The organism is Micromonospora sp. NPDC049047, from assembly GCF_040649135.1.
Lineage (GTDB): Bacteria > Actinomycetota > Actinomycetes > Mycobacteriales > Micromonosporaceae > Micromonospora.
On record NZ_JBEZEY010000012.1, the window covers coordinates 33,247 to 59,548 of the forward strand.

17 protein-coding genes are annotated in these 26,302 nt (G+C 71.2%); 6 read left to right on the top strand and 11 right to left on the bottom strand.

Annotation, left to right across the window (positions count from 1 at the left end; genetic code table 11):
• Window positions 1–171: 171 nt before the first annotated feature.
• Window positions 172–3,075 carry a vitamin B12-dependent ribonucleotide reductase gene (locus tag AB0B86_RS19975; protein ID WP_357412221.1) on the bottom strand — a complete coding sequence of 968 codons (2,904 nt, stop codon included), beginning with the start codon at window positions 3,073–3,075 and terminating at the stop codon, window positions 172–174.
• A 35-nt stretch (window positions 3,076–3,110) separates the two neighbouring features.
• Window positions 3,111–3,611 carry a transcriptional regulator NrdR gene (nrdR, locus tag AB0B86_RS19980; RefSeq protein ID WP_210858234.1) on the bottom strand — a complete coding sequence of 167 codons (501 nt, stop codon included), beginning with the start codon at window positions 3,609–3,611 and terminating at the stop codon, window positions 3,111–3,113.
• Window positions 3,612–4,150: 539 nt separating this feature from the next.
• Here nrdR and lexA point away from each other — a divergent pair.
• Window positions 4,151–4,936 carry a transcriptional repressor LexA gene (gene lexA / locus AB0B86_RS19985; RefSeq protein ID WP_357412224.1) on the top strand — a complete coding sequence of 262 codons (786 nt, stop codon included), beginning with the start codon at window positions 4,151–4,153 and terminating at the stop codon, window positions 4,934–4,936.
• Window positions 4,937–5,090: 154 nt separating this feature from the next.
• On the opposite strand, the gene AB0B86_RS19990 is transcribed toward lexA, so the two are convergent.
• Window positions 5,091–6,878 (bottom strand): hypothetical protein, encoded by a 1,788-nt coding sequence (locus tag AB0B86_RS19990; RefSeq protein WP_357412226.1) that lies wholly within the window; start codon window positions 6,876–6,878, stop codon window positions 5,091–5,093.
• 50 nt (window positions 6,879–6,928) lie between these two features.
• Window positions 6,929–8,383, bottom strand: coding sequence for a GTPase HflX (gene hflX, locus AB0B86_RS19995; RefSeq protein WP_357412228.1), 1,455 nt, complete (start codon window positions 8,381–8,383; stop codon window positions 6,929–6,931).
• Window positions 8,384–8,566: 183 nt separating this feature from the next.
• Here hflX and AB0B86_RS20000 point away from each other — a divergent pair, with 183 nt between their 5' ends.
• Complete coding sequence (locus AB0B86_RS20000) at window positions 8,567–10,033, top strand: NAD-dependent malic enzyme (protein ID WP_357419143.1); 1,467 nt, start codon at window positions 8,567–8,569, stop codon at window positions 10,031–10,033.
• Window positions 10,034–10,142: 109 nt separating this feature from the next.
• Here AB0B86_RS20000 and dapF read toward each other — a convergent pair whose 3' ends face one another.
• The 3 genes from dapF to AB0B86_RS20015 are packed head-to-tail and all read right to left on the bottom strand — an operon-like array spanning window position 10,143 to window position 12,674.
• Complete coding sequence (dapF, locus tag AB0B86_RS20005) at window positions 10,143–10,979, bottom strand: diaminopimelate epimerase (protein ID WP_357419146.1); 837 nt, start codon at window positions 10,977–10,979, stop codon at window positions 10,143–10,145.
• Window positions 10,980–10,986: 7 nt separating this feature from the next.
• Window positions 10,987–11,910, bottom strand: a complete 924-nt coding sequence (gene miaA, locus AB0B86_RS20010) for a tRNA (adenosine(37)-N6)-dimethylallyltransferase MiaA (RefSeq protein ID WP_357413010.1) — start codon at window positions 11,908–11,910, stop codon at window positions 10,987–10,989.
• Window positions 11,907–12,674, bottom strand: coding sequence for a hypothetical protein (locus tag AB0B86_RS20015; RefSeq protein ID WP_357419150.1), 768 nt, complete (start codon window positions 12,672–12,674; stop codon window positions 11,907–11,909). Before AB0B86_RS20015 ends, miaA begins: the two co-directional genes overlap by 4 nt.
• 150 nt (window positions 12,675–12,824) lie before the next feature.
• Here AB0B86_RS20015 and AB0B86_RS20020 point away from each other — a divergent pair, with 150 nt between their 5' ends.
• The 3 genes from AB0B86_RS20020 to AB0B86_RS20030 all read left to right on the top strand — a co-directional run bounded on the left by AB0B86_RS20020 (window position 12,825) and on the right by AB0B86_RS20030 (window position 17,729).
• Window positions 12,825–14,033, top strand: a complete 1,209-nt coding sequence (locus AB0B86_RS20020; RefSeq protein ID WP_357413005.1) for a DUF349 domain-containing protein — start codon at window positions 12,825–12,827, stop codon at window positions 14,031–14,033.
• Window positions 14,034–14,540: 507 nt separating this feature from the next.
• A complete protein-coding gene (locus tag AB0B86_RS20025; RefSeq protein WP_357413003.1) occupies window positions 14,541–16,124 on the top strand; it encodes a cellulase family glycosylhydrolase in 1,584 nt (527 codons plus the stop codon).
• Between the two features lie 234 nt (window positions 16,125–16,358).
• A complete protein-coding gene (locus tag AB0B86_RS20030; RefSeq protein ID WP_357413001.1) occupies window positions 16,359–17,729 on the top strand; it encodes a cellulose binding domain-containing protein in 1,371 nt (456 codons plus the stop codon).
• Between the two features lie 39 nt (window positions 17,730–17,768).
• Here the strand turns inward: AB0B86_RS20030 and miaB are convergent, their stop codons facing one another.
• Window positions 17,769–19,295: a tRNA (N6-isopentenyl adenosine(37)-C2)-methylthiotransferase MiaB gene (miaB, locus tag AB0B86_RS20035; RefSeq protein WP_357412999.1), complete on the bottom strand. Its 1,527-nt coding sequence runs from the start codon at window positions 19,293–19,295 to the stop codon at window positions 17,769–17,771.
• Window positions 19,296–19,515: 220 nt separating this feature from the next.
• On the opposite strand from miaB, the gene AB0B86_RS20040 reads away from it, so the two are divergent.
• Entirely contained in the window at window positions 19,516–20,424 is a 909-nt protein-coding gene (locus AB0B86_RS20040; protein WP_357412997.1) for an alpha/beta hydrolase, read from the top strand.
• Window positions 20,425–20,491: 67 nt separating this feature from the next.
• On the opposite strand, the gene fxsT is transcribed toward AB0B86_RS20040, so the two are convergent.
• Genes fxsT through AB0B86_RS20055 form a run of 3 tightly spaced genes read right to left on the bottom strand, consistent with a single transcriptional unit; the run spans window position 20,492 to window position 26,279 of the window.
• Window positions 20,492–24,361, bottom strand: a complete 3,870-nt coding sequence (gene fxsT / locus AB0B86_RS20045; RefSeq protein WP_357419159.1) for an FxSxx-COOH system tetratricopeptide repeat protein — start codon at window positions 24,359–24,361, stop codon at window positions 20,492–20,494.
• The gene (locus tag AB0B86_RS20050) at window positions 24,358–25,623 is read right to left on the bottom strand and encodes a TIR-like protein FxsC (protein WP_357419162.1); all 1,266 of its coding nucleotides are present in this window, start codon (window positions 25,621–25,623) and stop codon (window positions 24,358–24,360) included. Before AB0B86_RS20050 ends, fxsT begins: the two co-directional genes overlap by 4 nt.
• Window positions 25,620–26,279 (bottom strand): TIR-like protein FxsC, encoded by a 660-nt coding sequence (locus tag AB0B86_RS20055; RefSeq protein WP_357419166.1) that lies wholly within the window; start codon window positions 26,277–26,279, stop codon window positions 25,620–25,622. Before AB0B86_RS20055 ends, AB0B86_RS20050 begins: the two co-directional genes overlap by 4 nt.
• Window positions 26,280–26,302: the final 23 nt, after the last annotated feature.

Below are 26,302 nucleotides of genomic sequence, written 5' to 3' on the forward strand. Positions count from 1 at the left end.
GGGGTCGCATGAAGCCGGGGTATCCGGACGAGATTGATACGCCGGTTTCCCGGAAGTCGAGTCGATCACGCGGCGAGCGGGCAGGCCCATCGACACGCCACGAGCAGAAACGCCGCGAGCGCGGCAGGTGATCCCTGCCGCGCTCGCGGGTGGTGCGGTGATTCGCGTACGTCAGCTGCAGCCGCTGGTGGAGCCGCAGCCCTCGCAGACGTAGCAGCTGCCGGCGGGGCGCATCTTCGTACCGCAGGTGAAGCAGAGCGGCGCGTCGGCGGCCTTGCCGATCACGGCCTCCAGCAGCTCGGTGCTGGAACCCACGCTCGGCGCCGGCTTGGCGGCGGCCACGTCGGCCATCTCCTGGGCCGGCTGGGCGACGGCCTCGGTCTTCGCCGGGGCCTCCACCGGTGCCGAGGAGGCCATCGCGGTGAGCTCGGCGCCGGTGACGGCGGCGGCTTCCGCGTCGGCCTCGGCCCGCAGCTGGGCGGCCCGCTCGCTGGCGGTGAAGATGCCCAGCTCGGCGCGGCGCTCGTAGGGCAGGAAGTCCAGCGCCAGGCGACGGAAGATGTAGTCCATCACCGAGGCGGCCATCCGCACGTCCGGGTCGTCGGTCATGCCGGCCGGCTCGAAGCGCATGTTCGTGAACTTGCTGACGAACGTCTCGAGCGGCACGCCGTACTGCAGGCCGATGCTGATGGCCACCGAGAAGGCGTCCATCACGCCGGCCAGGGTCGAGCCCTGCTTGGACATCTTCAGGAAGACCTCGCCGAGGCCGTCGTCCGGGTAGGACGACGCGGTCAGGTAGCCCTCGGCACCGCCGACGGAGAAGCTGACCGTCTCGGACGGGCGCTTCTTCGGCAGGCGCTTACGCACCGGCCGGTACTCGATGACCTTCTCCACCGCGGCCGGCGCGGCTGCCGTGTCGACGGCGGCCGGCTCGGTGGCCTTGTTGTTCTTCGCGACCGAGAGCGGCTGGCCGACCTTGCAGTTGTCCCGGTAGATCGCCAGCGCCTTGAGGCCGAGCTTCCAGCCCTCGAAGTAGATCTTCTCGACGTCCTCGACGGTGGCCGCCTCCGGCATGTTGACCGTCTTGGAGATGGCGCCGGAGACGAACGGCTGGATGGCAGCCATCATCCGCACGTGACCCATCGGGGCGATCGTCCGCTCCCCCATCGCGCAGTCGAAGACCGGGTAGTGCTCCGGCTTGAGGCCGGGGGCGTCCACCACGTGGCCGTGGTCGGCGATGTGCTCGACGATCGCCTCGACCTGCTCCTCGGGGTAGCCGAGGCTGCGCAGGGCACGCGGCACCGTCTGGTTGACGATCTGCATCGAGCCGCCGCCGACCAGCTTCTTGAACTTGACAAGCGCCAGGTCCGGCTCCACGCCGGTCGTGTCGCAGTCCATCATGAAGCCGATGGTGCCGGTCGGGGCGAGGACGCTGGCCTGCGCGTTGCGCCAACCGAACTTGTCGCCGATCTTGTTGCCCAGGGTCCACTGCCTGGTCGCCTCGCGGACGATCGCGGTAGCCACCGGGCTGGTCGGCTTGATCTCGTCGTTGGCGGCGGCGTGCTTGCGCATGACCCGCTTGTGCGGCTCGGAGTTGCGGGCGTAACCGTCGTACGGGCCGACGACGCCGGCCAGCTCGGCCGAGCGGCGGTACGCGGTGCCGGTCATCAGCGACGTGATCGATGCGGCGACCGAGCGGCCCTGGTCCGAGTCGTACGGCAGGCCGGTGGCCATCAGCAGGGCGCCCAGGTTGGCGTAGCCGATGCCGAGCTGCCGGTAGGCGCGGGAGGTCTCACCGATCTTCTCGGTCGGGAAGTCCGCGAAGCAGATCGAGATGTCCATCGCGGTGATCACGAACTCGACGGACTTGACGAACTTCTCCACCTCGAAGCCACCGTCGGCGCGGAGGAACTTCATCAGGTTGAGCGAGGCCAGGTTGCACGAGGAGTTGTCCAGGTGCAGGTACTCCGAGCACGGGTTCGACGCGGTGATCCGCCCGGTCTCCGGGCAGGTGTGCCAGTCGTTGATGGTGTCGTCGTACTGCAGACCCGGGTCGGCGCACTCCCAGGCGGCCTGGGAGATGGTGCGGAACAGCTTCTTGGCGTCGACGGTGTCGATCACGGAGCCGTCCAGGCGGCCACGCAGGTCGAAGCCCTTGCCGTTCTCCACGGCGGCCATGAACTCGTCGGACACCCGGACCGAGTTGTTGGCGTTCTGGTACTGCACGCTGACGATGTCGGAGCCACCGAGGTCCATGTCGAACCCGGCGTCGCGCAGCGCGCGGATCTTGTCCTCCTCGCGCGCCTTGGTGACCACGAACTCCTCGATGTCCGGGTGGTCCACGTCGATGATGACCATCTTGGCCGCCCGGCGGGTCGCGCCGCCGGACTTGATGGTGCCGGCGGAGGCGTCCGCGCCACGCATGAAGCTGACCGGGCCGGAGGCGGTGCCACCGGAGGAGAGCAGCTCCTTCGACGAGCGGATCCGCGACAGGTTGACGCCGGAGCCGGAGCCGCCCTTGAAGATCAGCCCCTCCTCCTTGTACCAGTCGAGGATGGAGTCCATCGAGTCGTCGACGGCCAGGATGAAGCAGGCGCTCACCTGCTGCGGCGACGGCGTGCCGACGTTGAACCACACCGGCGAGTTGAAGCTGAACACCTGGTGCAGCAGCATCCAGGTCAGCTCGTGGGCGAAGATCTCGGCGTCCGCCGGGCTGGCGAAGTAGCCGTACTCCTCACCAGCGGTGCGGTAGGTGGTGACCACCCGGTCGATCAGCTGCTTGAGCGACCACTCCCGCTCCGGGGTCCCCACCGCGCCCCGGAAGTACTTCGTGGTCACGATGTTCGCCGCGTTGACGCTCCACGACTCCGGGAACTCGACCCCGCGCTGCTCGAAGTTGATCGAGCCGTCCCGCCAGTTCGTCATCACGACGTCGCGACGCTCCCACGCGACCTCGTCGTACGGGTGGACCCCCTCGGTCGTCCACACCCGCTCGATCTTCAGCCCCGCGCCTGCCTTGTTCCGTGAACGGCTAGTTGTCACGCCGTCGCCCCCCTCGTCTGCGCGGTCACCCACCGCGCGTCCCAATCTCTCGAAAAAACAGTGAAGTCTCAGCTGGTACGGCCGGCGGCCTCGACCGCGTCGGCCCGGCCCTGCTCCCGGGCTCGCGCCGCGGCCCGCAACGTCTCGATCTCGCGCTCGAAGTCGGCGAGCGAGTCGAAGGAGCGGTAGACGCTGGCGAACCGCAGGTAGGCGATCTCGTCCAGGTCGCGCAGCGGACCCAGGATCGCCAGGCCCACCTCGTGGCTGGGGATCTCGGCGGCCCCCTTGGCCCGGACCGTCTCCTCGACCCGCTGCGCGAGCAGCGCGAGCGAGTCGTCGTCGACCGGCCGACCCTGGCACGCCTTGCGCACCCCGCCGATGATCTTCGTGCGACTGAACGGCTCGGTCACCCCGCTGCGCTTGACGACCGCGAGGACCGCCTCCTCGACTGTGGTGAACCGCTTGCCGCACTCCGGGCAGGACCGCCGCCGTCGGATGAGCTGGCCGTCGTCGGCCTCCCGCGAGTCGACCACCCGGGAGTCAGCGTGCCGGCAGTACGGACACCGCATCGCGGACCTCCTAATCGTGATCAACCACGTCGTACCGGGCACACCCGGGCACGGCTCACCGCGACGGTGCCACGCACTCGTGGCGCCCGCCGTGATGTGACCTTACGGGAGTGCGGTCGGTAGTCGGACCCAACCTGTGGGCAACTTACGCCCGTGTCACTACTACATCTAGGGGTTGACCGTATGTCGCCGGGGAAGCCGGGTCAAGTTGACCGGCGTGTCCGGCGCGTCACGGACCAGTCAGCCCTCCACCTCGCCGACCCGTCCGAAAACCCCAACGTCGGGACCCCTCCCGGGTTACCGACCAGCCGGCCGCAAGTAGCCCGAAAACGGCCGAGGATCGAACACCAGTACTACCCGACGTACCATTTATCAGAACATCCGTACGACAGGAGCGGTTTTTCACCCCGACACGCCGGTGAGAGGTCGTACAGATGTTTGAAAATGACTGATCTCACCTATACGGTCATGAACAACGTGGCACCACCGCACGCACCACGAGCCGACGAGGCACCCAGCGCCGACCAGGGAGGACGGACGTGACCGAGGACCGGGCCAGCCGGCCGAAGAGCCCGCAGCAGATCACCGAGGCGGGCCCCCCGGCCATCCGACGCCGCAGCGCCGCGCGCAGCCGGACGGGGCAGCCCGCCGTACGCCCGGTCACCCCGGTCGTCAGCGCCTTCCCTGATCCGGCGACTGTCGACCTGACCGCCCGGCAGCGTCGCATCCTGGAGTTCATCCGCAACTGGGTGGAGCGGCACGGATACCCGCCAAGCGTCCGGGAGATCGGCGAGGCGGTCGGCCTGGTGTCGCCGTCAAGCGTCGCCTACCAGCTCAAGGAGCTGGAAAAGAAGGGTTTCCTGCGCCGCGACCCCAACCGGCCGCGCGCGGTCGACGTGCGCGCCCCCAGCGAGGCCATCGACGACGAGTTGTCCCGGGCACAGCGACCGACCCCGGCGTACGTGCCGATGCTCGGTCGGATCGCCGCCGGTGGGCCGATCCTCGCCGAGCAGGCCGTGGAGGACATCTTCCCGCTCCCCCGTGAGTTGGTGGGCGAGGGTGAGGTCTTCATGCTCCAGGTCAAGGGCGACTCGATGCTCGACGCGGCGATCTGCGACGGCGACTGGGTGGTCGTCCGGCAGCAGCCGACCGCCGACTCGGGCGAGATCGTCGCCGCCATGCTCGACGGCGAGGCTACGGTCAAGACCTACCGGCGGCGCGACGGGCACGTCTGGCTGATGCCACAAAACCCGGCCTTCGACCCGATCCCCGGCGACGATGCCACCATCATGGGCCGGGTCGTCGCGGTGCTGCGCCGCATCTGACCGATCGGCGGGTGAGTGCCACTGGCCCTCACCCGCTCCGGCTCACCCGCGAGCCTGCGTCGTCTCTCAGCGGCGGGCCCGCCTCGGCTCACCGCAGGGCGGCTTCGGCTCTCAGCGGGCCCGCCTCGGCTCACCGTAGGCGGACGAGCGTTGGTCAGTAACGATCGCCCCGGTGGCCACGACCGCCCCCGGGATACTGCCCGTACGGGTCGACAGGCGCGTCGTCGTCACGGCGGCGGCCGGGCCGCTGGCCCCGGGGGTCGGGCTCCTGCCCACCGCGTCGGGGCGGTTCCGCGCGCCCGGTGCCGGGTGGGCCGCCGTCACCGCCGTACACGCCACTGCCCGGGCGACCGCCGGCGACCGGTGGAACACCGCCGGCACCCTGCGGACGGCCACCGCCCCCGCCCGCACCCTGCGGACGACCACCACCCACCGGCGGACGAGCACCACCCTGGGGGCGACCACCACCGGCCGGCGGACGAGCGCCGCCACCCACCGGAGGACGACCGCCGGCCGCCGGAGGACGAGCACCACCCGCCGGGGGACGAGCACCGCCGTACACACCAGCGGCGCCGCCGTCCGGTCGTGCCGCTCCGTAGCCGCCGTCGGTCGCCGCCGGTCGGCCACCGCCGTACACGGCGCCTCCTGCCGGAGTCGGACCACCGCGGCCCGGACCACCGCTGTACGCGCCGGCCGGCGGGCCGCCACCGTAGACCCCGCCCTTACGGTCGCCGAGCGCTGGGGAACCATCGACGGCACGGCCCGCGCCGGGGTTGAACGACTCGCCGCCCGGGTCCGACGTCCCCGCCGCGTCGGCGGCCGGTAGCCGTCGGCGGGCTCGGACGATACCGAAGATGCCGGCAGCGACAAGCAGCAGGCCGATCAACCCGACCGCACCGACCAGATAGGTGATGTCGTCGAAGTCCAGCCCGGCGGTCCAGGAGGTCGAGGCCGCCGGCTTGGCGCCCTCCGCCCCCGCCGCGACCGGCACCGCCGTCGAGGTGGACGGCGAATAGCTGAGAATGTCGAGGGGCTCGTCATCGCTGAACCGGAACGCGTCGGAGACGGTCAGGAACGACTTGCCGTCCGCGGAATAGCTGATGGCCTCGCCGAACGGGTCCGCCAGCGCCGTCACCCGGGGCTTGTTCGTGGTGAGCGCGCCGACGATGTCACCGCCGCTGACGTCGTACTCGAAGGCGTCCGCGTAGGTGCGCAGGACCACCCGGGAGCCGTCCGGCGAGCGGGCCGCTCCCGTGATGGCGATCCGGCCGAACGTGTTGAGCGGATTTTCCGTCTGGGTCTTCGGCAGCGTGATCTCGCCGGCCTTGCGCATCGGTACCGCCTCGGCGTCGCCGTTGCGCAGGGCTGCCGTCGGCGTGTAGATCTCGGCCTTACCGCTGGTGACCTTCGTGATGATCAGCGGCTTGCCGTCGTCGCCCATGAGCAACGCCTCGGCGTCGTGCGGCTTACCCTCCGGATAGGAGATCCGGTGCTGCGTCGGCTGCCTCCCACCGGTGACCGGCATCGACCAGAGCGCGACGCGGGTGCGGCGCTCCTTCGCGTCGACGTTGTCACCGGTGTCGGCGATCCACAGGGTGGTGCCGTCCTTGGAGAGGGCGAGATCCTCGGTGTCGACCGGGCCCTGCCCCGGGTACTGGACCGGGTCCTTCGAGATCTTGCACTTGGTGTCGAGGAAGAAGACCCGCTTGCGTGCCGTGACCTCAGTGCTGTCGTTGACGACGATGTAACCGCTCTTGGTCGCGACCAGGCCGGACAGCTCCCGCAGGCGCTCGTCGGTGATCGTGCACCGCTTCTGGCCGGCGGTGGCGGCGGGCGGCTCGGACGACCCGGGGGCGGGAGCCGCCGCGGCGACTCCGGCGAGCGCCACGGTTGCCCCGAGCAGGCCGAGGGCAACCGTGACCGAGGAAACATCGCGGCGCATTCGGCCAGTGTCGCATGCCACGCGTTTCCGGCGGATAACACCGTGGCCGCTCAGGCGCGGCTGCCGGCCGCCTGCCCCTGTCGCTCGACGTCGAACGGCGCCAACTCCGCGGCGAGGTCCGCGGCGACGCGGACGTGCAGCAGGGTGCCCTCCGGCAGGTGCGCCGTGCTGAGCACCTCACCCGTGCGATGCACCCGGGCAACGAGGTCACCGCGGTCGTACGGCAGCACTGCCCGGACCTCCACGGCCGGTCGCGGCAGCCGCTCCTCGATCGCCGCGCGCAGCCCGTCGATGCCGCGCCCGGAGTGCGCGGAGACGAAGATCGCGTCCGGCCAGAGCCGCTTGAGCCGCAGCAGCGTGTCCTCGTCGGCCGCGTCGGTCTTGTTGACCACCAGCAGCTCGGGGAGCCGGTCCGCGCCCACCTCGGCGAGCACCTCGTGCACCGCCCGGACCTGCTCCTCCGGATCCGGGTGGGTGCCGTCGACGACGTGCACCACCAGATCCGCCTCCGCGACCTCCTCGAGCGTCGAACGGAACGCCTCGACGATCTGGTGCGGCAGGTGCCTGACGAAACCGACGGTGTCGGAGAGGGTGTAGAGCCGGCCGTCCGCGGCGGTCGCCTTGCGGGTGGTCGGGTCCAGAGTCGCGAACAGCGCGTTTTCCACAAGCACGCCCGCCCCGGTCAACCGGTTGAGCAGGCTGGACTTGCCGGCGTTCGTGTAGCCGGCGATAGCCACGGCGGGCACCGAGTTGCGGCTGCGTCGGGCGCGCTTGGTGACGCGTACCGTGCGCATGCTCTTGATCTCGCGGCGCAGCCGGGAGATGCGGTGCCGGATCCGCCGCCTGTCGGTCTCCAGCTTGGTCTCACCGGGACCACGCACACCCACACCGCCGCCGGCGCCACCGCCCCGGCCGGAACCACCGGTCTGCCGGGAGAGCGTCTCACCCCAACCACGCAGCCGGGGCAGCAGGTATTCGAGCTGGGCCAGCTCGACCTGCGCCTTACCTTCCTTGCTCTTGGCGTGCTGGGCGAAGATGTCGAGGATCAGCGCGGTCCGGTCGACGACCTTGACCTTGGTGCGCTGCTCCAGGTTGCGCAGCTGCGACGGGGACAACTCACCGTCACAGATGACAGTGTCGGCGCCGCTGGAGAGCACCACCGCGCCGAGGTCGTCGACCTTGCCTCGGCCGATGTACGTGGCCGGGTCGGGCCGGCTGCGGCGCTGGATGAGCCCTTCGAGCACCTGCGACCCGGCGGTCTCGGCAAGCGCGGCGAGCTCGGTGAGCGAATTTTCCGCGTCGGCTGCCGTGCCCTCGGTCCAGACGCCCACCAGGACGACCCGCTCCAGCCGCAGCTGGCGGTATTCCACCTCGGTGACGTCGGTGAGCTCGGTTGACAGGCCCGGGACGCGTCGGAGGGACTGCCGCTCCGACAGATCCATCTCGCCGGTGGTGACGTCGTCGAACTCGTCCTCGACGGGGACGAAGCTCTCCTGGTCTCGCAAGCGGTTCTCCTGTCCGTTTTGATAAGTGGAACGTAATCCTGACATGACACAACGCCGAACGCACCTGCTATATGCCCATGCTCAGGGGCATCAAAAGTGGGGGCGAATGCTGGTCGGCTGCGACAACCCGGTAGAAATGCGGGCGGCGGCCGATCGGCCGCACAGCCGTTACGGAGGGATCCCGTGGCCATCACCCGACTGCCGAGCGCCGGATTTTCGATCACCATCCGGATCGCCGTGACCGCGGACGCGTCCTCGATCGGCCGGCTCACCACATCCGTCGGCGAGGCCGGCGCGATCGTCACGGCGCTGGACGTGGTGGACTCCGACCCGACGAACGTGATCGTCGACCTGACCTGCGACACCGCCGACGCCGGCCACGCCGACCAGGTGGTCGACGCGCTCACCGCGCTGGACGGCGTGGACGTGCGGAAGGTGTCGGACCGGACGTTCCTCCTGCACCTGGGCGGCAAGATCGAGGTGACGTCGAAGGTCGCGCTGCGCAACCGCGACGAGCTGTCCCGGGCGTACACCCCGGGGGTGGCCCGGGTCTGCATGGCCATCGCCGAGAACCCGGCGGACGCCCGGCGGCTGACGATCAAGCGCAACACCGTCGCGGTGGTCAGCGACGGCTCCGCGGTGCTGGGCCTGGGCAACCTGGGCCCGGCCGCCTCGCTGCCGGTGATGGAGGGCAAGGCCGCGCTGTTCAAGCGCTTCGGCGGCGTGGACGCCTGGCCGGTGGTGCTGGACACCCAGGACACCGACGAGATCGTGCAGATCGTCAAGGCGATCGCGCCGGCGTACGGCGGGATCAACCTGGAGGACATCGCCGCGCCGCGCTGCTTCGAGATCGAGGCCCGGCTGCGCGAGGCGCTTGACATCCCGGTGTTCCACGACGACCAGCATGGCACCGCGATCTGCGTGCTCGCCGCGCTCACCAACGCGCTGCGGGTGGTCGGCAAGCAGCTGGAGGACGTCCGGGTGGTCGTCTCCGGCGCCGGCGCGGCCGGCACCGCGATCATGAAGCTGCTGCTGCGCCAGGGCGTCGGCGACATCATCGCGTACGACCGGGAGGGTGCCCTGCACCGTGGGCTGACCGGGCTCAACTCGGCGTGGCAGTGGCTGGCGGAGAACACCAACAAGGAGAACTACTCGGGTGACCTGCCGGGTGCGATCCGGGGTGCCGACGTGTTCATCGGGGTGAGCGCGCCGAACCTGCTCGCCGGCGACGACATCGCCCAGATGGCCAAGGACTCGATCGTCTTCGCGCTCGCCAACCCGGACCCGGAGGTCGACCCGCGGGAGGCGCGTAAGCACGCCGCGGTGGTCGCCACCGGCCGCTCGGACCAGCCGAACCAGATCAACAACGTGCTCGCCTTCCCCGGGGTGTTCCGGGGCATGCTGGACGCGCACGCCGAGGAGTTCACCGAGGAGATGGCGATCGCGGCCGCCCGGGCCATCGCCGACGTGGTGGGCGAAGACAAGATCAACCCGACGGTGATCGTGCCGAGCGTGTTCGACTCCCGGGTCGCCCCGGCGGTCGCCGCCGCCGTCCGCGCCGCCGCGCACAACCCCAGCCCGCTGCCAGCCGCCGACCCCGGCCCGTCCGACCTCCCGGAGATCGCCGCCACCGCCAGCGCAACCCCGTAACGCGCCCCCTCGGCCCCGCCCCCTCGGTCGATCATGAAGTTATTGCCAGGACACGCCGAGCTGGCTGGCAATAACTTCATGATCGACGCGGTGCACGCACGGGCGGGGGTCAGGAGGGGAGGTTGACCTCGCCGGTGGCTACCAGGACGGCGGGGCCGGAGAGCCAGCAGGAGGTCTCGGTCACCGTGACCGTCAGGCGGCCGCCGGGGACGTCCACGGCTACCACCCCGGTGTCCCGGCCGGCGTCGCGCAGGGCCACCGCGCCCACCGCGCAGGCACCCGTGCCGCAGGACAGGGTCTCGGCGCTGCCGCGCTCGTACACCCGCATCAGGCTGTGCGCGTCGGTGCCGTCGACCCGGTCGCCCGCCACGATGAACTCCACGTTCACCCCGTGCGGGAAGACCGCCGGGTCGAACCCGGGCGCGACGGTCAGGTCCAGCGCGGACAGCTCCACGCCGGCCGGCAGCACGCAGACCAGATGCGGGTTGCCGATGTCCACGGCGGCGCCGGACAGGGTCAGCCCGCCCAGAGTGGCTGTCGAACTGTCGTACACCCGGGGGCGGCGCATCTCGACGGAGACCGCGTCGCCCTCGACGAGCGCACGCACGACGCCGGCCCGGGTGGCCACCGGCAGCGCCGCGCCGGCCGGCGTCGCCAACCCGGTGTCGAGCAGGTAGCGCACGAAGACCCGGGCGCCGTTGCCGCACATCTCGGCGAACGACCCGTCGGCGTTCCAGTAGTCCATGAACCACTCGGCCTCGCCGGCCAACCCGGCCCCGTACGGATGCTTGGCCGCCCGGACCACCCGCAGTACGCCGTCCGCGCCGATGCCCCGCCGCCGGTCGCAGAGCGCCGCGACCAGCTCCGGGGTCAGGTCGAGCTGACCGTCCGGGTCGGGCAGGAGGACGAAGTCGTTGCCGGTGCCGTGGCCCTTGGTGAACTCCACGTCCCCATCATCGCGCAGCGGCAGGCACCAGGCGCAGGGCGGCCCCGATCAGGTCCGGTGCGGCCGAGTCCAGCCAGTGGATCCGCGGGTCGCGCCGGAACCAGGACCGCTGCCGGCGGACGAAGCGCCGGGTGGCCCGGATCGTCTCGTCGTGCGCCTGCGACTCGGTCAGCTCACCGGCCAGCATGCGCAGCACCTGCTGGTAGCCGAGTGCCCGGCTCGCCGTCCGCCCCTCGGGCAACCCCTGCCCGACCAGCTCACGGGTCTCCGGCACCAGGCCGTCGGCCCACATCCGGTCGACCCGCAGCGCGATCCGCTCGTCGAGCAGCCCGGTGTCCAGGTCGACGCCGAGCTGCACCGACGGGTAGTACGGCGTGGGCTGTGGCAGCGACGCGGTGAACGGCGCACCGGTGAGCTCGATCACCTCCAGCGCCCGGACGATCCGCCGACCGTTGCCGGGCAGGATGCCCTCGGCGGCGGCCGGGTCGGCGGCGCGCAGCCGCGCGTACAGCGGAGCAGGGCCGACCTCGGCCAACTCCCGTTCCAGCCGTTCCCGCAGCACCGCGTCGGTGCCGGGAAACTCGAAGCGCTCCAGCACCGCCCGCACGTACAACCCCGAGCCGCCCACCAGCAGCGGCACCCGCCCCCGGGACCGGATGTCGTCCACCGCCGCGCGGGCCAGCCGCTGGTACTCCGCGACGCTCGCCGGCTCGGTCACCTCCCAGATGTCCAACAGGTGGTGCGGCACGCCGTCGCGCTCGGCGGGGGTCAGCTTGGCGGTGCCGATGTCCATGCCCCGATAGAGCTGCATCGAGTCGGCGTTGACCACCTCACCGTTGAGCGCGTGCGCCAACGCGATGCTCAGCGCCGACTTGCCCGCCGCGGTCGGGCCCACCACCGCGACGACCGGGCCCCCCGCGTCGCCTGTCACACCCGCTCCCAGCAGGCCACGAAGTAGGCGACACCGTAGGGGGCCGCGTCGTGCAGCAGCTCGCCGCGCCACCCGTGGCCGGCCGAGCCGGCCGCCATGGCGAGCACCTGCCAGGGCGCGCGACCGGCGGCCTTCAGCTCCGCCGACAGCACCGGGTCGAGGTCGAGCAGAACGTCCAGGTCCGCCTCGGCCAGCGCCGTGGCGACCCGCTTGTCGTACGGGAGGGCGCGCGGGTCGTCATACCCGGGGGCCTTCTCGCCCCGGCAGGCCGACCCGTCTCCGAGCACCAGCAACGCCACCCGGTCGGCCGCGGCGGCGACCTCGTCCGCGAGCGCGGCCAGCTCGGCCGGGCCGGCGTCGGCGGCGACCTGCACGGCGCTCACCGACTCTCCCGCGTCGTGCCGGGCCAGCAGCCACGCGCCGATCGTCAGACTCAACGGCAGCACCGCGCCCCGGTCCGGCTGCCCGGGGACCAACGGCACGTCCAGGTCGACGCCCCACGGCTGGAGGGAACCGGTCGCCGGGGTGCGGATCAGGCCGGTGGCCGGGCCGGTGCCGAGCAGCACCACGGTGTCCGCCTCGGCGGCCAGCAACCGGCGTACGGCCACGTCGCAGGCCGCCCGCAGGTCGTCCAACTCCGGGGCCGCCGAGCCGGCCACCTCGGGCACGAGCAGGGGCGGATGTGGGCAGACGGCAGCGGCAACCAGTGGCACCCATTTACCGTAGCGGGAATCGTCGGTGCGTCTCCGCGCCGATCCGGTCATTCGGCCCCTAGGACACCGTATGGTCACGGTCGGCGATAGGCGCTCGACGCGGACCGGGTCGGACCTGTGACAATGCCGGAAGTAACTTGGCTGCGCCGTGGCGGCGACGGGGGATCGATCCCTCGACGCCGGGAGAACGAGGATGGGCACATGAGCGACTGGACTGCCTTCGGACGGGTGGATGCGGACGGCACCGTCTACGTCAAGACCACCGAGGGCGAGCGGGTTGTCGGATCCTGGCAGGCGGGAGCACCGGAGGAGGGCCTGGCACACTTCGCGCGCCGCTTCGCCGACCTGGTGACCGAGGTGGACCTGACCGAAGCGCGTCTCAAGTCGGGTGCGGCCGACGCCGGGCACTCGCTGAGCACGATCCGGCGGATCCGTGCCACGCTGCCCGAGGCCAACGTGGTCGGCGACATCGACGCACTGGCCGCTCGCCTGGACAAGCTGGCCACCCTCGCCGAGGAGAAGGCCGGCGAAGCGCGGGCCGCCCGGGATGCCGCTCGCGGCGAGGCCCTGGCCCGCAAGACCGCGCTCGTCGAAGAGGCCGAGAAGCTCGCCGCCGAATCCACCGGGTGGAAGACCGCCGGAGACCGGCTCAAGGAGATCCTCGACGAGTGGAAGACCATCCGTGGGGTCGACAAGAAGGCCGACGGTGAGCTGTGGAAGCGCTTCGCGGCTGCCCGGGACGGCTTCACCCGACGCCGGGGCGCCCACTTCGCCTCCCTGGACTCGCAGCGCAAGCAGGCACAGACGGTCAAGGAGGAGCTTGTCGCCGAGGCGGAGAAGCTCCAGGAATCCACCGACTGGGCCGCTACCGCCAACCAGCTCAAGGACCTGATGACCCAGTGGAAGGCCGCGCCGCGCGCCTCCAAGGAGGCCGAGCAGAAGCTCTGGGAACGGTTCCGGGGTGCGCAGGACGCCTTCTTCAGCCGGCGCAGCGAGGTCTTCTCCGCACGGGACAACGAGCAGCGCGGCAACCTGGAACGCAAGCAGGCCCTGCTCGCCGAGGCGGAGGCGTTGGACATCGACGCCGACCCGAAGGGCGCCCAGGCCAAGCTGCGGGAGATCCAGGCACAGTGGCACGAGGCCGGCCGGGTGCCCCGCGAGGCAGCTGCCGGGCTGGAGCGCCGGCTGCGCGTCATCGACGACAAGGTCCGCGACGTGATGGACTCGGCGTGGCGCCGCACCACCAAGGAGGACAACCCGCTGCTCGCCCAGATGCGGGCACAGGTGGCGGAGGCCGAGGAGCGGCTGGCCCGGGCCCAGAGCGCCGGCGACGCGCGCCGGATCAAGGACGCCGAGCAGGCTCTGGCCGCCAAGCGGCAGTTCCTCCAGCTCGCCGAGCAGGCCGGCTGAGCTGACGTCTTCCGGAGCCCCCGGTCCCCTCGAGGGACCGGGGGCTCCCGCACGTCCAAGGCGGGCTTCGGACGCCGCTGCCGCCGCCGATGGTCACGCTCGATCCTGGATGCAGTGGTATCCGCGCGTTTCGAGGCCACTACATCCAGGATCGAGCGTGATCTTGCGGGCGCGACGGCGGCGCGGGGGCGGGGCGGGGGCGGGGCGGGGCGGGGGCGGGGGCGGGGCGGACGTGAGGGCGAGTGGGGGCGGCCGGACGGCTGGTTGACGCATCGAGGGTGGCTGATCAGAATGAGCGACGGAGCAGGTCGGGCACCGGCGGGAGGGCGCTGACGGCGGTACGACGTCGTCGGGGATCGTCGGTGTGCGTTACGCGAGTGACCACGTCCGCATGACATGGGCCGTTCCGCGCTGTGCGCGTACTCCTGAGGGAGCGTGCGCGGCGGACGGGCCTCCCCTGGTCTTCAGCCCGCGCCGCCGGCGGCGGGCATCCGAAGTGGAGCTCGAATGTTCCGTCCCAAAGCTCTCGGCGGCGCGCTGACCGCGCTCGCCACCGTCGCGGCTGGCGTGTTCATCGCCGCCGCCGTCAGCACCACCCCGGCCTCCGCGGCGGGCACCGGCACCGGTTACCTGCACACGAACGGCAGTCAGATCGTGGACAGCACCGGCGCCACGGTGCGATTGACCGGCATCAACTGGTTCGGCATGGAGACCGACAACAAGACCTTCCACGGGTTGTGGTCGAGCAATCCGTGGCGGGGGCAGCTCGACACGATGGCCCGGCTGGGTTACAACACGCTGCGGGTGCCGTACTCGAACGACGCGCTGAAGCCGGGCGCGACCGCCACCGGGATCAACGACTTCGTCAACCCGGACCTGATCGGGCTCTCGCCGTTGCAGATCCTGGACAAGGTGATCGACTACGCCGGCAGCAAGGGGATGCGGATCATCCTCGACCGGCACCGGCCGACGTCGGCCGGGCAGTCGCCGCTGTGGTACACGTCGACGGTCTCCGAGGCGACCTGGATCAACGACTGGAAGATGCTCGCCCAGCGGTACGCGGGCAATCCCACGGTGATCGGCGCGGACCTGCACAACGAGCCGCACGCCGAGGGCACCAACCCGGCGGCCACCGGCGCCTGCTGGGGCTGCGGTGACACCACCCGGGACTGGCGGCTCGCCGCCGAGCGGGCCGGCAACGCCATCCTCGGTGTCCAGCCCAACTGGTTGATCTTCGTCGAGGGGGTGAGCTGCCCGAGTGGTGGCCTCTCCAACGTCTGGGACAACGACCCGAGCAACGACGAGGACTGCGGTTGGTGGGGCGGCAACCTGTCGAAGGCGGGCCAGTTCCCGGTGCGGCTGAACGTGGCCAACCGGCTTGTCTACTCGCCGCACGAGTACGCCACCTCGGTGTACCGGCAGACCTGGTTCGACGCGCCGGACTACCCGGCGAACATGCCGGCCATCTGGGACAAGTACTTCGGTTACCTCTACAAGCAGAACATCGCGCCGATCATGATGGGCGAGTTCGGCAGCACCCTGGCCGACCCGAAGGACAAGGTGTGGCTGGAGAAGTTGATGGCGTACACCGGCACCGGGGTGACCGGGATGTCCTTCACCTACTGGTCGTGGAACCCCAACTCGGGTGACACCGGCGGTATCGCGCTCGACGACTGGACGAACGTCAACACCACCAAGCAGGCGATCCTCCAGCCGTACCTGATCGCACCGTCGGGTGGCGGACCGACCGGCGGCCCGACCGGTGGGCCCACGACCCCGCCGCCGGGTGCCTGCACTGCCACCTACCGGCAGGTGAACGCCTGGCAGGGCGGCTTCCAGGGTGAGTTGACAGTGAAGAACACCGGTTCCGCGGCGGTGAATCCGTGGTCGGTCACCTGGACCTGGCCGTCCGGGGTGACGTTGGGCAGTGGCTGGAACGCCACCGTCTCCCAGTCCGGCACGACGGTCACCGCCGCCGGGCCGAGCCACGCGCCGTCCCTGGCGGCGGGTGCGTCGGTCACCGTGGGTTTCACCGCCAACGGCACCGCCAGCGCCCCGGGTGCGGTAAAGCTCAACGGCACCAGCTGCTGATCCACTGGGACGGCCGGTGCCGTGCGCATCGGCCGTCCCAGCCATTTACATCCAGATGCTTCTATGCTTTTATCGGGAAAGCGCTTGCCTCCGCGCGGGTGGGCACGAGCGCGGGAGCCGCATTCCTTCACGTAATCGCACTGGCGGGCCCGCGGACCACTGGTCCCGGCACGATTCGCCGCCCACGGGCATGGGCGTCGCGACGGTCCGTCCGCCTCACCGAAAGGAAGCAGCATGCGCACAGGACGGCGTCGAATGACGCTGATCGCCACCACCGCCGCAGCCACCGCCAGCCTCGTCACCGCCGGGCTGCTGACCTCCGTGTCCGCGCAGGCCGCCGCCGGCTGCCGGGTCGCCTACGCGGTCGCCAGCCAGTGGCCGGGCGGGTTCACCGGCAACGTCACTGTCACCAACCTCGGCGACCCGGTCTCCGGATGGACCCTGCGCTGGTCGTACGGGGCCGGCCAGCAGGTCAGCCAGGCATGGGGCGCCACCGTCTCGCAGAGCGGGAGCCAGGTCTCCGCCGCCAACGTCGACTACAACGGCAACCTGGCGACGAACGGCAGCGCGTCGTTCGGCTTCAACGCGAGCTGGAACAACTCCAGCAACCCCGACCCGACAAGCTTCACCCTGAACAATGTCGCCTGCACCGGCGGCACCACGCCGACCACCCCGGCCAGCCCGACGAACCCGGGCACCCCGACCACCCCGCCGATCCCCAGCGATCCGCCACCGAGCGTCCCGCCACCTACCGGTCTCGTCGGCTGGGCCACCCAGAACGGCGGCACCACAGGCGGCGGCGGCGCACCGACCACCACCGTCAGCAACGCCTCGGCGCTCACCAGCGCGCTGAACGCGACAGGTGCCGCGGTGATCCGGGTGTCCGGCACGATCTCCTGCTCAGGCATGCTGCGGGTCCGGTCCAACAAGACCATCCTCGGCAACTCCGGCGCCACCATCGCCGGCTGCGGACTCAACGTCAGCGGTGACCGCAACGTCATCATCCGGAACCTGACCTTCCGGGACTGGAACGACGACGCGATAAACGTGCAGGAGTCGGCCACCAACATCTGGATCGACCACAACACCTTCAGCAACGGGTACGACGGCGCTGTCGACATCAAGCGCGGTTCGGACTTCGTCACGGTCTCCTGGAACCGGGTCTTCAACCACGACAAGACCATGCTGCTCGGCCACAGCGACGACAACGGCGCCCAGGACACCGGCCACCTGCGGGTGACGTACCACCACAACTGGTTCGACGGCAGCAAGCAGCGCAACCCCCGGGTCCGCTTCGGCAACCCGGTGCACGTCTACAACAACTACTACCGGGCCAACACCGGCTACGGCGTGGCCTCCACGGAGAACGCCGGCGTGCTCGTCGAGGGCAACTACTTCGAGAACGTCCCCGACACGTACCACCTCGGCGAGGCCGACTCCGGGCCGGGCCGACTGGTGGCCCGCAACAACCACTTCGTCAACTCGCCCGCCGGGCAGACCGGCGGCAGCGTGGCCAGCATCCCGTACTCGTACCAGCTGGACACCGCGAGCAACGTGAAGTCCATCGTGACGGCGGGCGCAGGCGCCGGCCGGATCACCGTCTGACCGGGGAAGGGCCCCTCGCCGAGGGGCCCTTCCGTGCGGTCAGTGGGTGGCGCAACCAGCTGTGGGTGCGGGCGCGACAGGTGGCGCGCCGATCGTCGGCAGACCGAGCAACACCCCAGGGGTACGCGGGGAGCGGCCCGCCTCGGCCGCGTCGCCGGCCCGGGTCCGGCGGTGCGACACCGGCGCCCCGTCGGCGTTGAGGTGGTGCGGCGCGGCGTACGTGATGGTGGTGTGCACGATGTCGCCCGGCCGGATCTGCCCGGCCAGCGACTCCCCACCGGGTGCCCCGGTCGCGAAGTGCACAAGCCGGCCGTCGCGGGCCCGACCGGACATCCGCCCGGTCCGCTCGTCCTTGCGGCCCTCGCCGACCGCGACAAGCACCTCGACCGTCTCCCCGACGAGCCGCTTGTTCTCCGCCCAGGTGATCTCCTCGACGCAGGCGACCAGCCGCTCGTAGCGCTCCTGCACGACCTGCTTGGGCAGTTGGTCGTCCATTGTCGCGGCGGGGGTGCCGGGGCGCTTGGAGTACTGGAAGGTGAAGGCCGAGGAGAACCGGGCCTCGCGGACCACGTCCAGGGTGCGCTGGAAGTCGGCCTCGGTCTCACCCGGGAAGCCGACGATGATGTCGGTGGTGATCGCCGCGTCCGGCATCGCCGCCCGGACCTTCTCGATGATCCCCAGGTAACGCTCGGAGCGGTAGGACCGGCGCATCGCCTTGAGCACGTCGTCGGAGCCGGACTGCAACGGCATGTGCAGCGAGTGGCAGACGTTCGGCGTCTCGGCCATCGCGGCGATCACGTCGTCGGTGAAGTCCTTCGGGTGCGGGCTGGTGAACCGGACCCGCTCCAGCCCGTCGATGTCGCCGCAGGCCCGCAACAGCTCCGCAAAAGCGGACCGGCCGCCACTGCGCTTCCAGTTCGGCTCGCCAGCGTCGCCGAACGCCACGCCGTAGGAGTTGACGTTCTGCCCGAGCAGGGTCACCTCCAGCACGCCCTCGTCGACCAGGGCGCGCACCTCGGAGAGGATGTCGCCGGGGCGACGGTCCTTCTCCTTGCCGCGCAGCGCGGGCACGATGCAGAACGTGCAGGTGTTGTTGCAGCCCACCGAGATCGACACCCAGCCGGCGTAGGTGGACTCGCGGCGGGTGGGCAGCGTGGAGGGGAAGACGTCGAGGGATTCCAGGATCTCCACCTCGGCGGCGGCGTTGTGCCGGGCCCGTTCCAGCAGCACCGGCAGCGCACCGATGTTGTGGGTGCCGAAGACCACATCCACCCAGGGGGCCTTGCGGACGATCTCACCGCGGTCCTTCTGGGCCAGACAGCCACCGACAGCGATCTGCATGCCGGGGTGCTTGTCCTTTACCGGACGCAGGCGACCGAGGTTGCCGTAGAGCCGGTTGTCCGCGTTCTCCCGGACGGCGCAGGTGTTGAACACGACGATGTCCGGGGTGTCGTCGGCGGGCACCGCGCGTACGTAGCCAGCCTGTTCGAGCAGGCCGGAGATGCGCTCAGAATCGTGGACGTTCATCTGGCAGCCGTACGTCACGACGTTGTAGGTCCTAGCCACCCTCTTGGTGCCCCTTCCCCTCGGGCTACCAGGGTAGCGGCCCGTTCGGCGGCCCCAACCCACCGGCATTGACCCGGCGGCCCATAGCGGGCATCCAGAACGAGCAGTACGCTGCACAACAAGGATGTGTTCTGGGCGATTTCGGGGGCTTTGCACTCGGCGCCGACGATACGCGGCTCCGTTCACGGGGGAGCACATGACGACCCGCGGGAGGCCAACCGTGACGCGACAAGATGCGACACAGCGCACCGTCACGACCCCGGACGGGCGGCGCCTCGCGGTGGAGACCTCGGGTGCGCCCGACGGACCCGCGGTCTTCCTGCTGCACGGCACCCCGGGCAGCCGCAGTGGTCCCCGGCCCCGGGGCATCGTCGTCTACCGCCTCGGCGTGCACCTCGTCTGCTACGACCGGCCTGGTTACGGCGACTCCGACCGCCAGGAGGGCCGGCGGGTGGCCGACGCCGCCGCCGACGTGGCGGCGATCGCCGACGACCTCGGCATCGAACGGTTCGCGGTGGTGGGCAGGTCCGGTGGTGGGCCGCACGCCCTGGCCTGCGCCGCGCTGCTGCCGGACCGGGTCACCCGGGCCGCCGTGCTGGTGGGGCTCGCCCCGGCCGGCGCACCCGACCTGGACTGGTACGCCGGAATGGCCGCGACGAACGTGACGGACTACGGCCAGGCCGACGAGGACCTGACCGAGTTGACCCTCAACCTGAAGGTCCGCGCCGAGGAGGCTCGACGGGACCCGATGACCCTGCTGGACTTCCTCCGCCCCCAACTGCCCGACGAGGACATCCGGGTCGTCGACGACGTCGCGATCCGCCGACTGCTCACCGACATGTACGCCGAGGCGGTGCGACACGGCCCCGAGGGTTGGATCGACGACGTGTTGGCGATCCGACGGGGCTGGGGGTTCGACCTCGGCACCATCCGCGCTGAGGTCCGCCTCTGGCACGGCGAACAGGACCGCTTCTCCCCGGTGGAGCACTCCCACTGGCTCGCCTCGCGGATCTCGCGCGCCCAGGTGCAGGTGCAGGCCGGTGCGGCACACTTCGGGGCGGTGGAGATCCTGCCGCAGACGCTCACCTGGCTGGCCACCCCGGACCTGGCGACCAGCCCGCAGCTCTGAGTGATCGACGCGGCCCGGCCGGGTGGACCGGGGGCGCACACCCGGGCCACCCGCCGCGCCGACCCGGTCAGATCGTGTGCGGGTCGATGACCCGGACGATGAACCGCCGCTCCCGCAGCGTCTGGACTGTCGGGTGCTCGGGGCCGATCACCTCGGCCAACCGGTCCGCCACGGTCCCGACGTCCTCGGTAGCGGACCCGTCGCCGGCCCGCCTCGACAGCAGGGCGAGGTCACCGAGGCAGCGCAGCGTGTCCGGATGGTCCGCCCCGATCACCGTGACCAGCCGGGCGGCGGTCTCCCGCAGCCGGTCCCGGGCCGACTCCCAGTCACCGTCCTCGGCGAGACACACCGCCTGGTTGACCTCGGCGGCGAGGGTGTGCGGGTGGTCGGCGCCGAGCACCTTGCGCAACTCGCCGGCCGCCCGGGACGCCGAGGCGAGGGCCTCCGACCGGCGGCCGAGCGCACGCTCCGCCGCGGACATGTTGCTCAACGTCGCCAAGGTGTGCGGGTGCTCCGGGCCGAGCCGGAGTTGCTCCTGGTACGCCTGGCTCACCGCGGTCATCTCGGTAAGCGCCCGGGCCGCGTCGCCGACGGCCAACAGGTTCGCCGCACGGCTGGCCCGGCACGCCACTGTGTCCGGGTTGTCCGACCCGAAGCGTTCGTCGAGCTCCCGGTAGGCCGTCTCGAACATCGGCGCGGCCTCGCTCCCCCGACCGGCGCTGCGCAGCGACACCGCCAGGTTGACCTGGGCGGCGAGACTCTGCCCGTCGTCCGGCCCGAGCACCTCGCAGTAGGTCTCGTAGACAGTGCGCAGCAGGGTGGCCGACCTCTCGTACTCGCCGGCCTCCCGCAGGTCGCTGCCCAGCCGCACGGCGGAGACGAGAGTGTAGGGATGGGTGGGGCCGAGCACCAGCCGCCGCCGTTGGTGCACCTCGTCGTCCCACCGGCGGGCCGACCGGTAGTCGCCGACCAGCCGGTACGAGACGGCCAGGTTGTTCGCCGCACTCAACGTGCGCGGGTGGTCCTCGCCGAACACCTGGAGCCAGGAGGCGTAGGTGGACCTGTCCCGTTCCAGCGCCTCGGCGTAGCGGCCGAGCGCCCGCAGGTCACCGCCGAGGCTGCCGGCGGTCATCAGACTGTGCGGGTGCAGCGGGCCCAGCAACCGGCGTTGCTCGGCCAGCACCGCCTCGTCCAGGTCCCGGGCCTCGTCGAAACGGCCCAGACTGCGCAGGATGTTCGCCCGGTTGAACCGCAGGTGCAGCAACTGTCGGCCCAGCGCCGACCCCTCGGCCTCGTCGGTGGTGTCACCGAGCCGGGCCGACCAGATGTCGTCCACCTCCTGGCTGAACACCTCGGCCTGGTCCAGGCCGCCGCGCTGCCACAGGTAACGGACCCGGTCGATCAGCAGCTGGCACACCGGCTCGTCCGGGCAGCTCACCGCCTCGGAGACCTCCAGGTGCGGCCACAGCATCCGCAGCCTCGCCCAGGTCGCCGGATCGTCCACGTCACCGCGCGGCCGGGACGCGGCCAGCACCAGGTGCACCTGGTGCCGGGCGGCGTTGATCTCGTCCTCGGTCATCCGGTCACGGACCACCGCCTGCAACAGCCGGTGCACCTGGACCCGACCGCCCTGCACGTCGAGCTTGAGCAGCGCCAGGCGGTTGATCTGCTGGACCAGCGCGCCGCGCACGAGCCGCTCCGACACCGACGGGTCGAACGGCACGAGCGCCGCCGCCATCTCGTCGCTGTAGATGAGTTCGAGGGCGATCTCCGGGGCCAGCACCGAGCAGAGCTGCAACAGCCGGTACGCGGCGGGCGCCTGGTCGAGCAGCCGGTTCAGCGACAGATCCCAGGTGGCCTCCACGGACAGCGCGCTGGGGCCGTGCCGTTCGATCTGCCGCAGGTAGTCGGCGACCGGCGTGCCGGTGTCGGCGAGCCAGGCACCCGCCGCGGCCACCGCGATCGGCAGGTCACCGAGCGCCTCGGCCACCCGATCGGCCTCCTCGGCGCTGATCGTGGGCACCCGCTGGGCGAGGTGCGCCACGCTCTCGGTGCGGTCGAAGACGTCCACCTGGATCGGATTCGCCCGGTCCCCCCAGGCGCGATTGCGGGAGGTCAGCAGCACGTGGCCGGGGCCCTGCGGCAGGAAGGGCTCGATCTGGTCGAGTTCCTCGGCGTTGTCGAGCACGACGAGCCACCGCTCGTACGGCTCACCACGGCCCAGCACCTGCAACACCGACCGGACCGTGTCGGGCAGGGTGGGCCCCGCCAGGATGCCGAGGCGACCGGCGAGGTCGGCCAGTGCGGTGTCGACGAACTGCGGCGGGTCCGCCACGATCCACCACACCACGTCGTACGCGGTCCGGAACCGGTGCACGTACTCCAAGGCCACCTGCGTCTTACCGACGCCGCCCATGCCCTGCAGGGCGACCGGCAGCACCACCGCGCTGCCCCCGCTCTGCAACTGCGCGCGCAGCCGGGCCAGGTCGTCCTCCCGACCGGTGAACCGGGCGTTCCGGTTGGGGGCATTGAAGATCAGTGGTTCGGTGCCGGGGAAACGGGTGGCACCGGCGGCCGGACCGTCCGCCGACGACGGCACCGGCCGGCCGACCAGACGCAACACCCGTTCCACTGCGGTAGCGGCGCTCACGTTCACCAGGTTGGTCGAGCTCTGGGCCGGGAACTCGGCAAGCGGGCGCAGGTCGGCGACGTACACGGCGAGGGCGGTGGAGCCGGTGCTCGTGTCACGGGCGGGCAGACCGGTCGACGGCGTCGCCACGTAGGCCGGTGAGACCACCGTCAGCGTGCGCGGCGCGGGTGTGCCGGCGGACCCGACGGCCACCGCCGGCTCCACCACCCGCAGCCCGGCCGAACTGAGCACCCGTTCCAGCCACTCGGCCCAGATGGCGTCCTCCGGCGCGTAACGCAGCACGATCTGGTCGTCGATCGCCTCGGTCCGCCGCCGGAAACGGGCCTTGCCGCGTTCCCGCACCGACTCGTCCATCACCGGCAGCGCGGTCACCGCGCCGTTGGTGAGGATCCCGGTCAGGGTCTCGAACGCGGCAAGCAGCGACGTCGGTGAACCGGGCGGGTCGCCGAAGGTCGCCAGGGTCTCCTCGTACGCGTAGAACGGCCGGTACGGGACCTCGACCGCGGCCCAGTAGCGCCGCCGTTCCGCCTCGGTCATGCCCGCCGGCAACCCGGCGAACCGGCGCATGGCCAGCAGCCGCCCCGCCTCGGCCCGCTCCTTCTCGGCCTGGTCGACCCGCATCGGCACCGGCAGGACCCGGATGTCGCGTCGGCGGTACCGGTCCCGCACCGAGTGCGCGACCCGGGCCGCCCCGTCGATGCCCTGGTCGCTGAGCGTGAAGCAGTCGACGAGCGTGTCCGGGAGGTGCAGGGTGCAGATGTCGGCGACGTCGCTCAACCCCGTCCGACTGTCGATCAGGGTGAAGTCGTACTGGCGCTTCATGTCCGCGCGCAGCGCCTCGAAGAACTGCGCCCCGCCCAGCCGGTTGTAGAAGTTGTCCCAGTCCAGCCCGCTCACCGACACGGCGTAGTCGCTGTTCTGCCGGCCCGCGGAGAGGAAGTCGAGGCCGCCGCCGTCCGGGAAGTTCCAGCGCAACGAGAAGGCGTGCCGCCCCACCCGGGCGTACTGCTCCATCCAGCGATCGGGCCGGTCGTCGACCCGGGTGGTCTCCCACTCGTAGTCGCGGATCATGTCGATCACGCCGCTGGTGCCCTGGATCGCATCGGCGTCCAGGAACGGGTGGAAGAAGCGGTGCAGGCCGGGTGACTCGAGGTCCCAGTCGGCGACCAACACCCGGCGGCCGCTGGCCGCGAGGATCCAGGCGACGTTGGCCAGCGCCATCGTCCGGCCCGTCCCACCCTTGAACGAGTAGAAGGTGACGACCTGGCCTTCACGATCGTTGTTCATCGGTTTTCTCCGTGGGGACGCAATGGGGCCGGATCATCAGGCGGGGACGCGGACTCGGGGGTGAAGCCGGCGGGCGGCAGGCCGTCGCGCAGGCTCGGCACCGGCTCCGCCGGTGGGTCGAAGGGGGCCACCGGGCCGTACTTGAGGAACTGCCGGCGGGCCTCGGTGACCAACGCCGGCATCAGGTTGACGAACTCCGGCATGTTGCAGGCGCGCTTCACCTGGGGCAGGCCGGCGTCGTGCAGCAGTTGCGTCACCTCGCTCGCCCACCGGCTCGCGTCCTGGGTGTCGTCGTCGTCGGTGACCACGAGCGGCACGACCCACTCCCGCAGGCCGTGCAGCATGCGGGTGAGCAGGGCGGACGCGTCGGGTGCCGCCGCGATCCACGGGTCCACGAGCAGCACCGCCGGTCGGCGCTCAAGCAGACCGGCGGCCTGCGCGAAGTCCTCCGTGCGGGCGGACAGCCCGAGGCGCTCGGCGGTGCTCACCGCGTACTCGGCGGCGGGCAACTCCTGGCGACGCCCGTACGGCCGCCAGAGCCGGCCGCTCACCGCGTAGCCGGCCGGGTTTCGGTCGACCGGCAGGCGGTCCCGGGTCGGGGCCAGGACGGCGACGACGAAGTCCGGATCGGCCGGCCCCGGGCGGGTCACCTCGTCGAGGCCGGGCGCCCGGGACGGGCCCAACGGTCGCCGCTCGGCGGTGTGCACGATCCGACTGGCCAGGCGGCTCAGCAGCAGCTCGTACTGGGTCCGGTAGGAGGCCAGCATGCAGAAGGCGCGCAGGCCGTCCTCGGCGTACTCGGGAATGTCCCGGCCCAGGTCCAGTGCGCCGTCCAGCTCCGGGTGGGCCTCCCACGGGGGAAACGGGATCCACAGCACCGGGGCGAGGTGGCCGGCGGTGCGCCGGGCCGGCCCGGCGGCGGCCAGCCGGGCCCGGAAGGACTCCTGCTCCCCCAACGCCCACGGCCGGCTGAAGTAGCCGGGTGAGTAGAGCGGGACGAAGACCTCGGCGTCACCCAGCGCCTCGGCGAGCGCCGCCTTCCAGTCGGCGCCCAACGGGATGTGCTGGTCGAAGAAGCCGATCCGCATCCCGGCCACCGGTCGCGCCTGGCGGCGCACCTCGTCGGCGAGGTCGCCGAAGAACTGGCCGACCCAGACGTCGGCGTCGGCCCGCGCGCCCGGGGCCGGCGCCGAGTGGGCGTAGCTGAGGAAGAAGTACGTTCCTCGGGCCGCCGGTCGGGGGCGCTCCGCCGGCGGGTTCATTCCGGCTCCTCGGCGAACCTGTTGCACAGTTCGTCCACACTCGCCGGCACCCAGGGTTCCACCAGGTACGAGCGGTGGATCGCCACGATCCGTTGCGCGAGCCGCCAGACCACCGCGCGGTACGCGCTCTCCCACTGCATGGTCAGCAAGCCATAGACCCCATCCCGCTGGTAGTGCACCGCGATGTCGGGATCCGGCATGGCGGTCGGGGAGAACCGTTGGATGTCGCGGAGCACCCGGGGCAGTGCCGCGCCGTTCGTCGGCGACCAGGTGACCGGCACGATCGCCGTCTCGTGGGCCGAGGCAGCACCGTGCCGCGGGAGGATCCGGCGGCGGGAGAACAGGTCCCACTCGCGGCCACACCACTCGCTGCTGAGCAGCGCGCTGGACAACAGTGGCACGAAGACCTGGCAGGTGCCGGCGGCCTCGAGAAGCTCGGGGCTCCACCGTTCGCCGCCCGCGATGGTGCTGTCCAGGAAGCCCGCGTCGACCCCGGTCACCGGGCCGACCAGTTCGCTGACGTGGACGGTGAGGTCCTCGAAGAACCGGGAGAGGTATTCGGCGGGCTTGCCGGTGGCCCGGCCGACCGGCGCCCGGGAATGGCTGAGGAAGAAGAGCGGGGCGCGCGTCTGGGAAGCTGCGTCAGCTGTGCTCACCGCTGCCCCTCCGCCCTCCCCAC

Bases quoted from the DNA above. Each gene is read 5' to 3' on its own strand.
- nrdR (WP_210858234.1), bottom strand. From the start codon at position 3,611: ATGCGGTGTCCGTACTGCCGGCACGCTGACTCCCGGGTGGTCGACTCG.
- AB0B86_RS20050 (WP_357419162.1), bottom strand. From the start codon at position 25,623: ATGAACCCGCCGGCGGAGCGCCCCCGACCGGCGGCCCGAGGAACGTAC.
- fxsT (WP_357419159.1), bottom strand. From the start codon at position 24,361: ATGAACAACGATCGTGAAGGCCAGGTCGTCACCTTCTACTCGTTCAAG.
- AB0B86_RS19990 (WP_357412226.1), bottom strand. From the start codon at position 6,878: ATGCGCCGCGATGTTTCCTCGGTCACGGTTGCCCTCGGCCTGCTCGGG.
- AB0B86_RS20015 (WP_357419150.1), bottom strand. From the start codon at position 12,674: ATGACCGGATCGGCGCGGAGACGCACCGACGATTCCCGCTACGGTAAA.
- AB0B86_RS20020 (WP_357413005.1), top strand. From the start codon at position 12,825: ATGAGCGACTGGACTGCCTTCGGACGGGTGGATGCGGACGGCACCGTC.
- AB0B86_RS20025 (WP_357413003.1), top strand. From the start codon at position 14,541: ATGTTCCGTCCCAAAGCTCTCGGCGGCGCGCTGACCGCGCTCGCCACC.
- AB0B86_RS20030 (WP_357413001.1), top strand. From the start codon at position 16,359: ATGCGCACAGGACGGCGTCGAATGACGCTGATCGCCACCACCGCCGCA.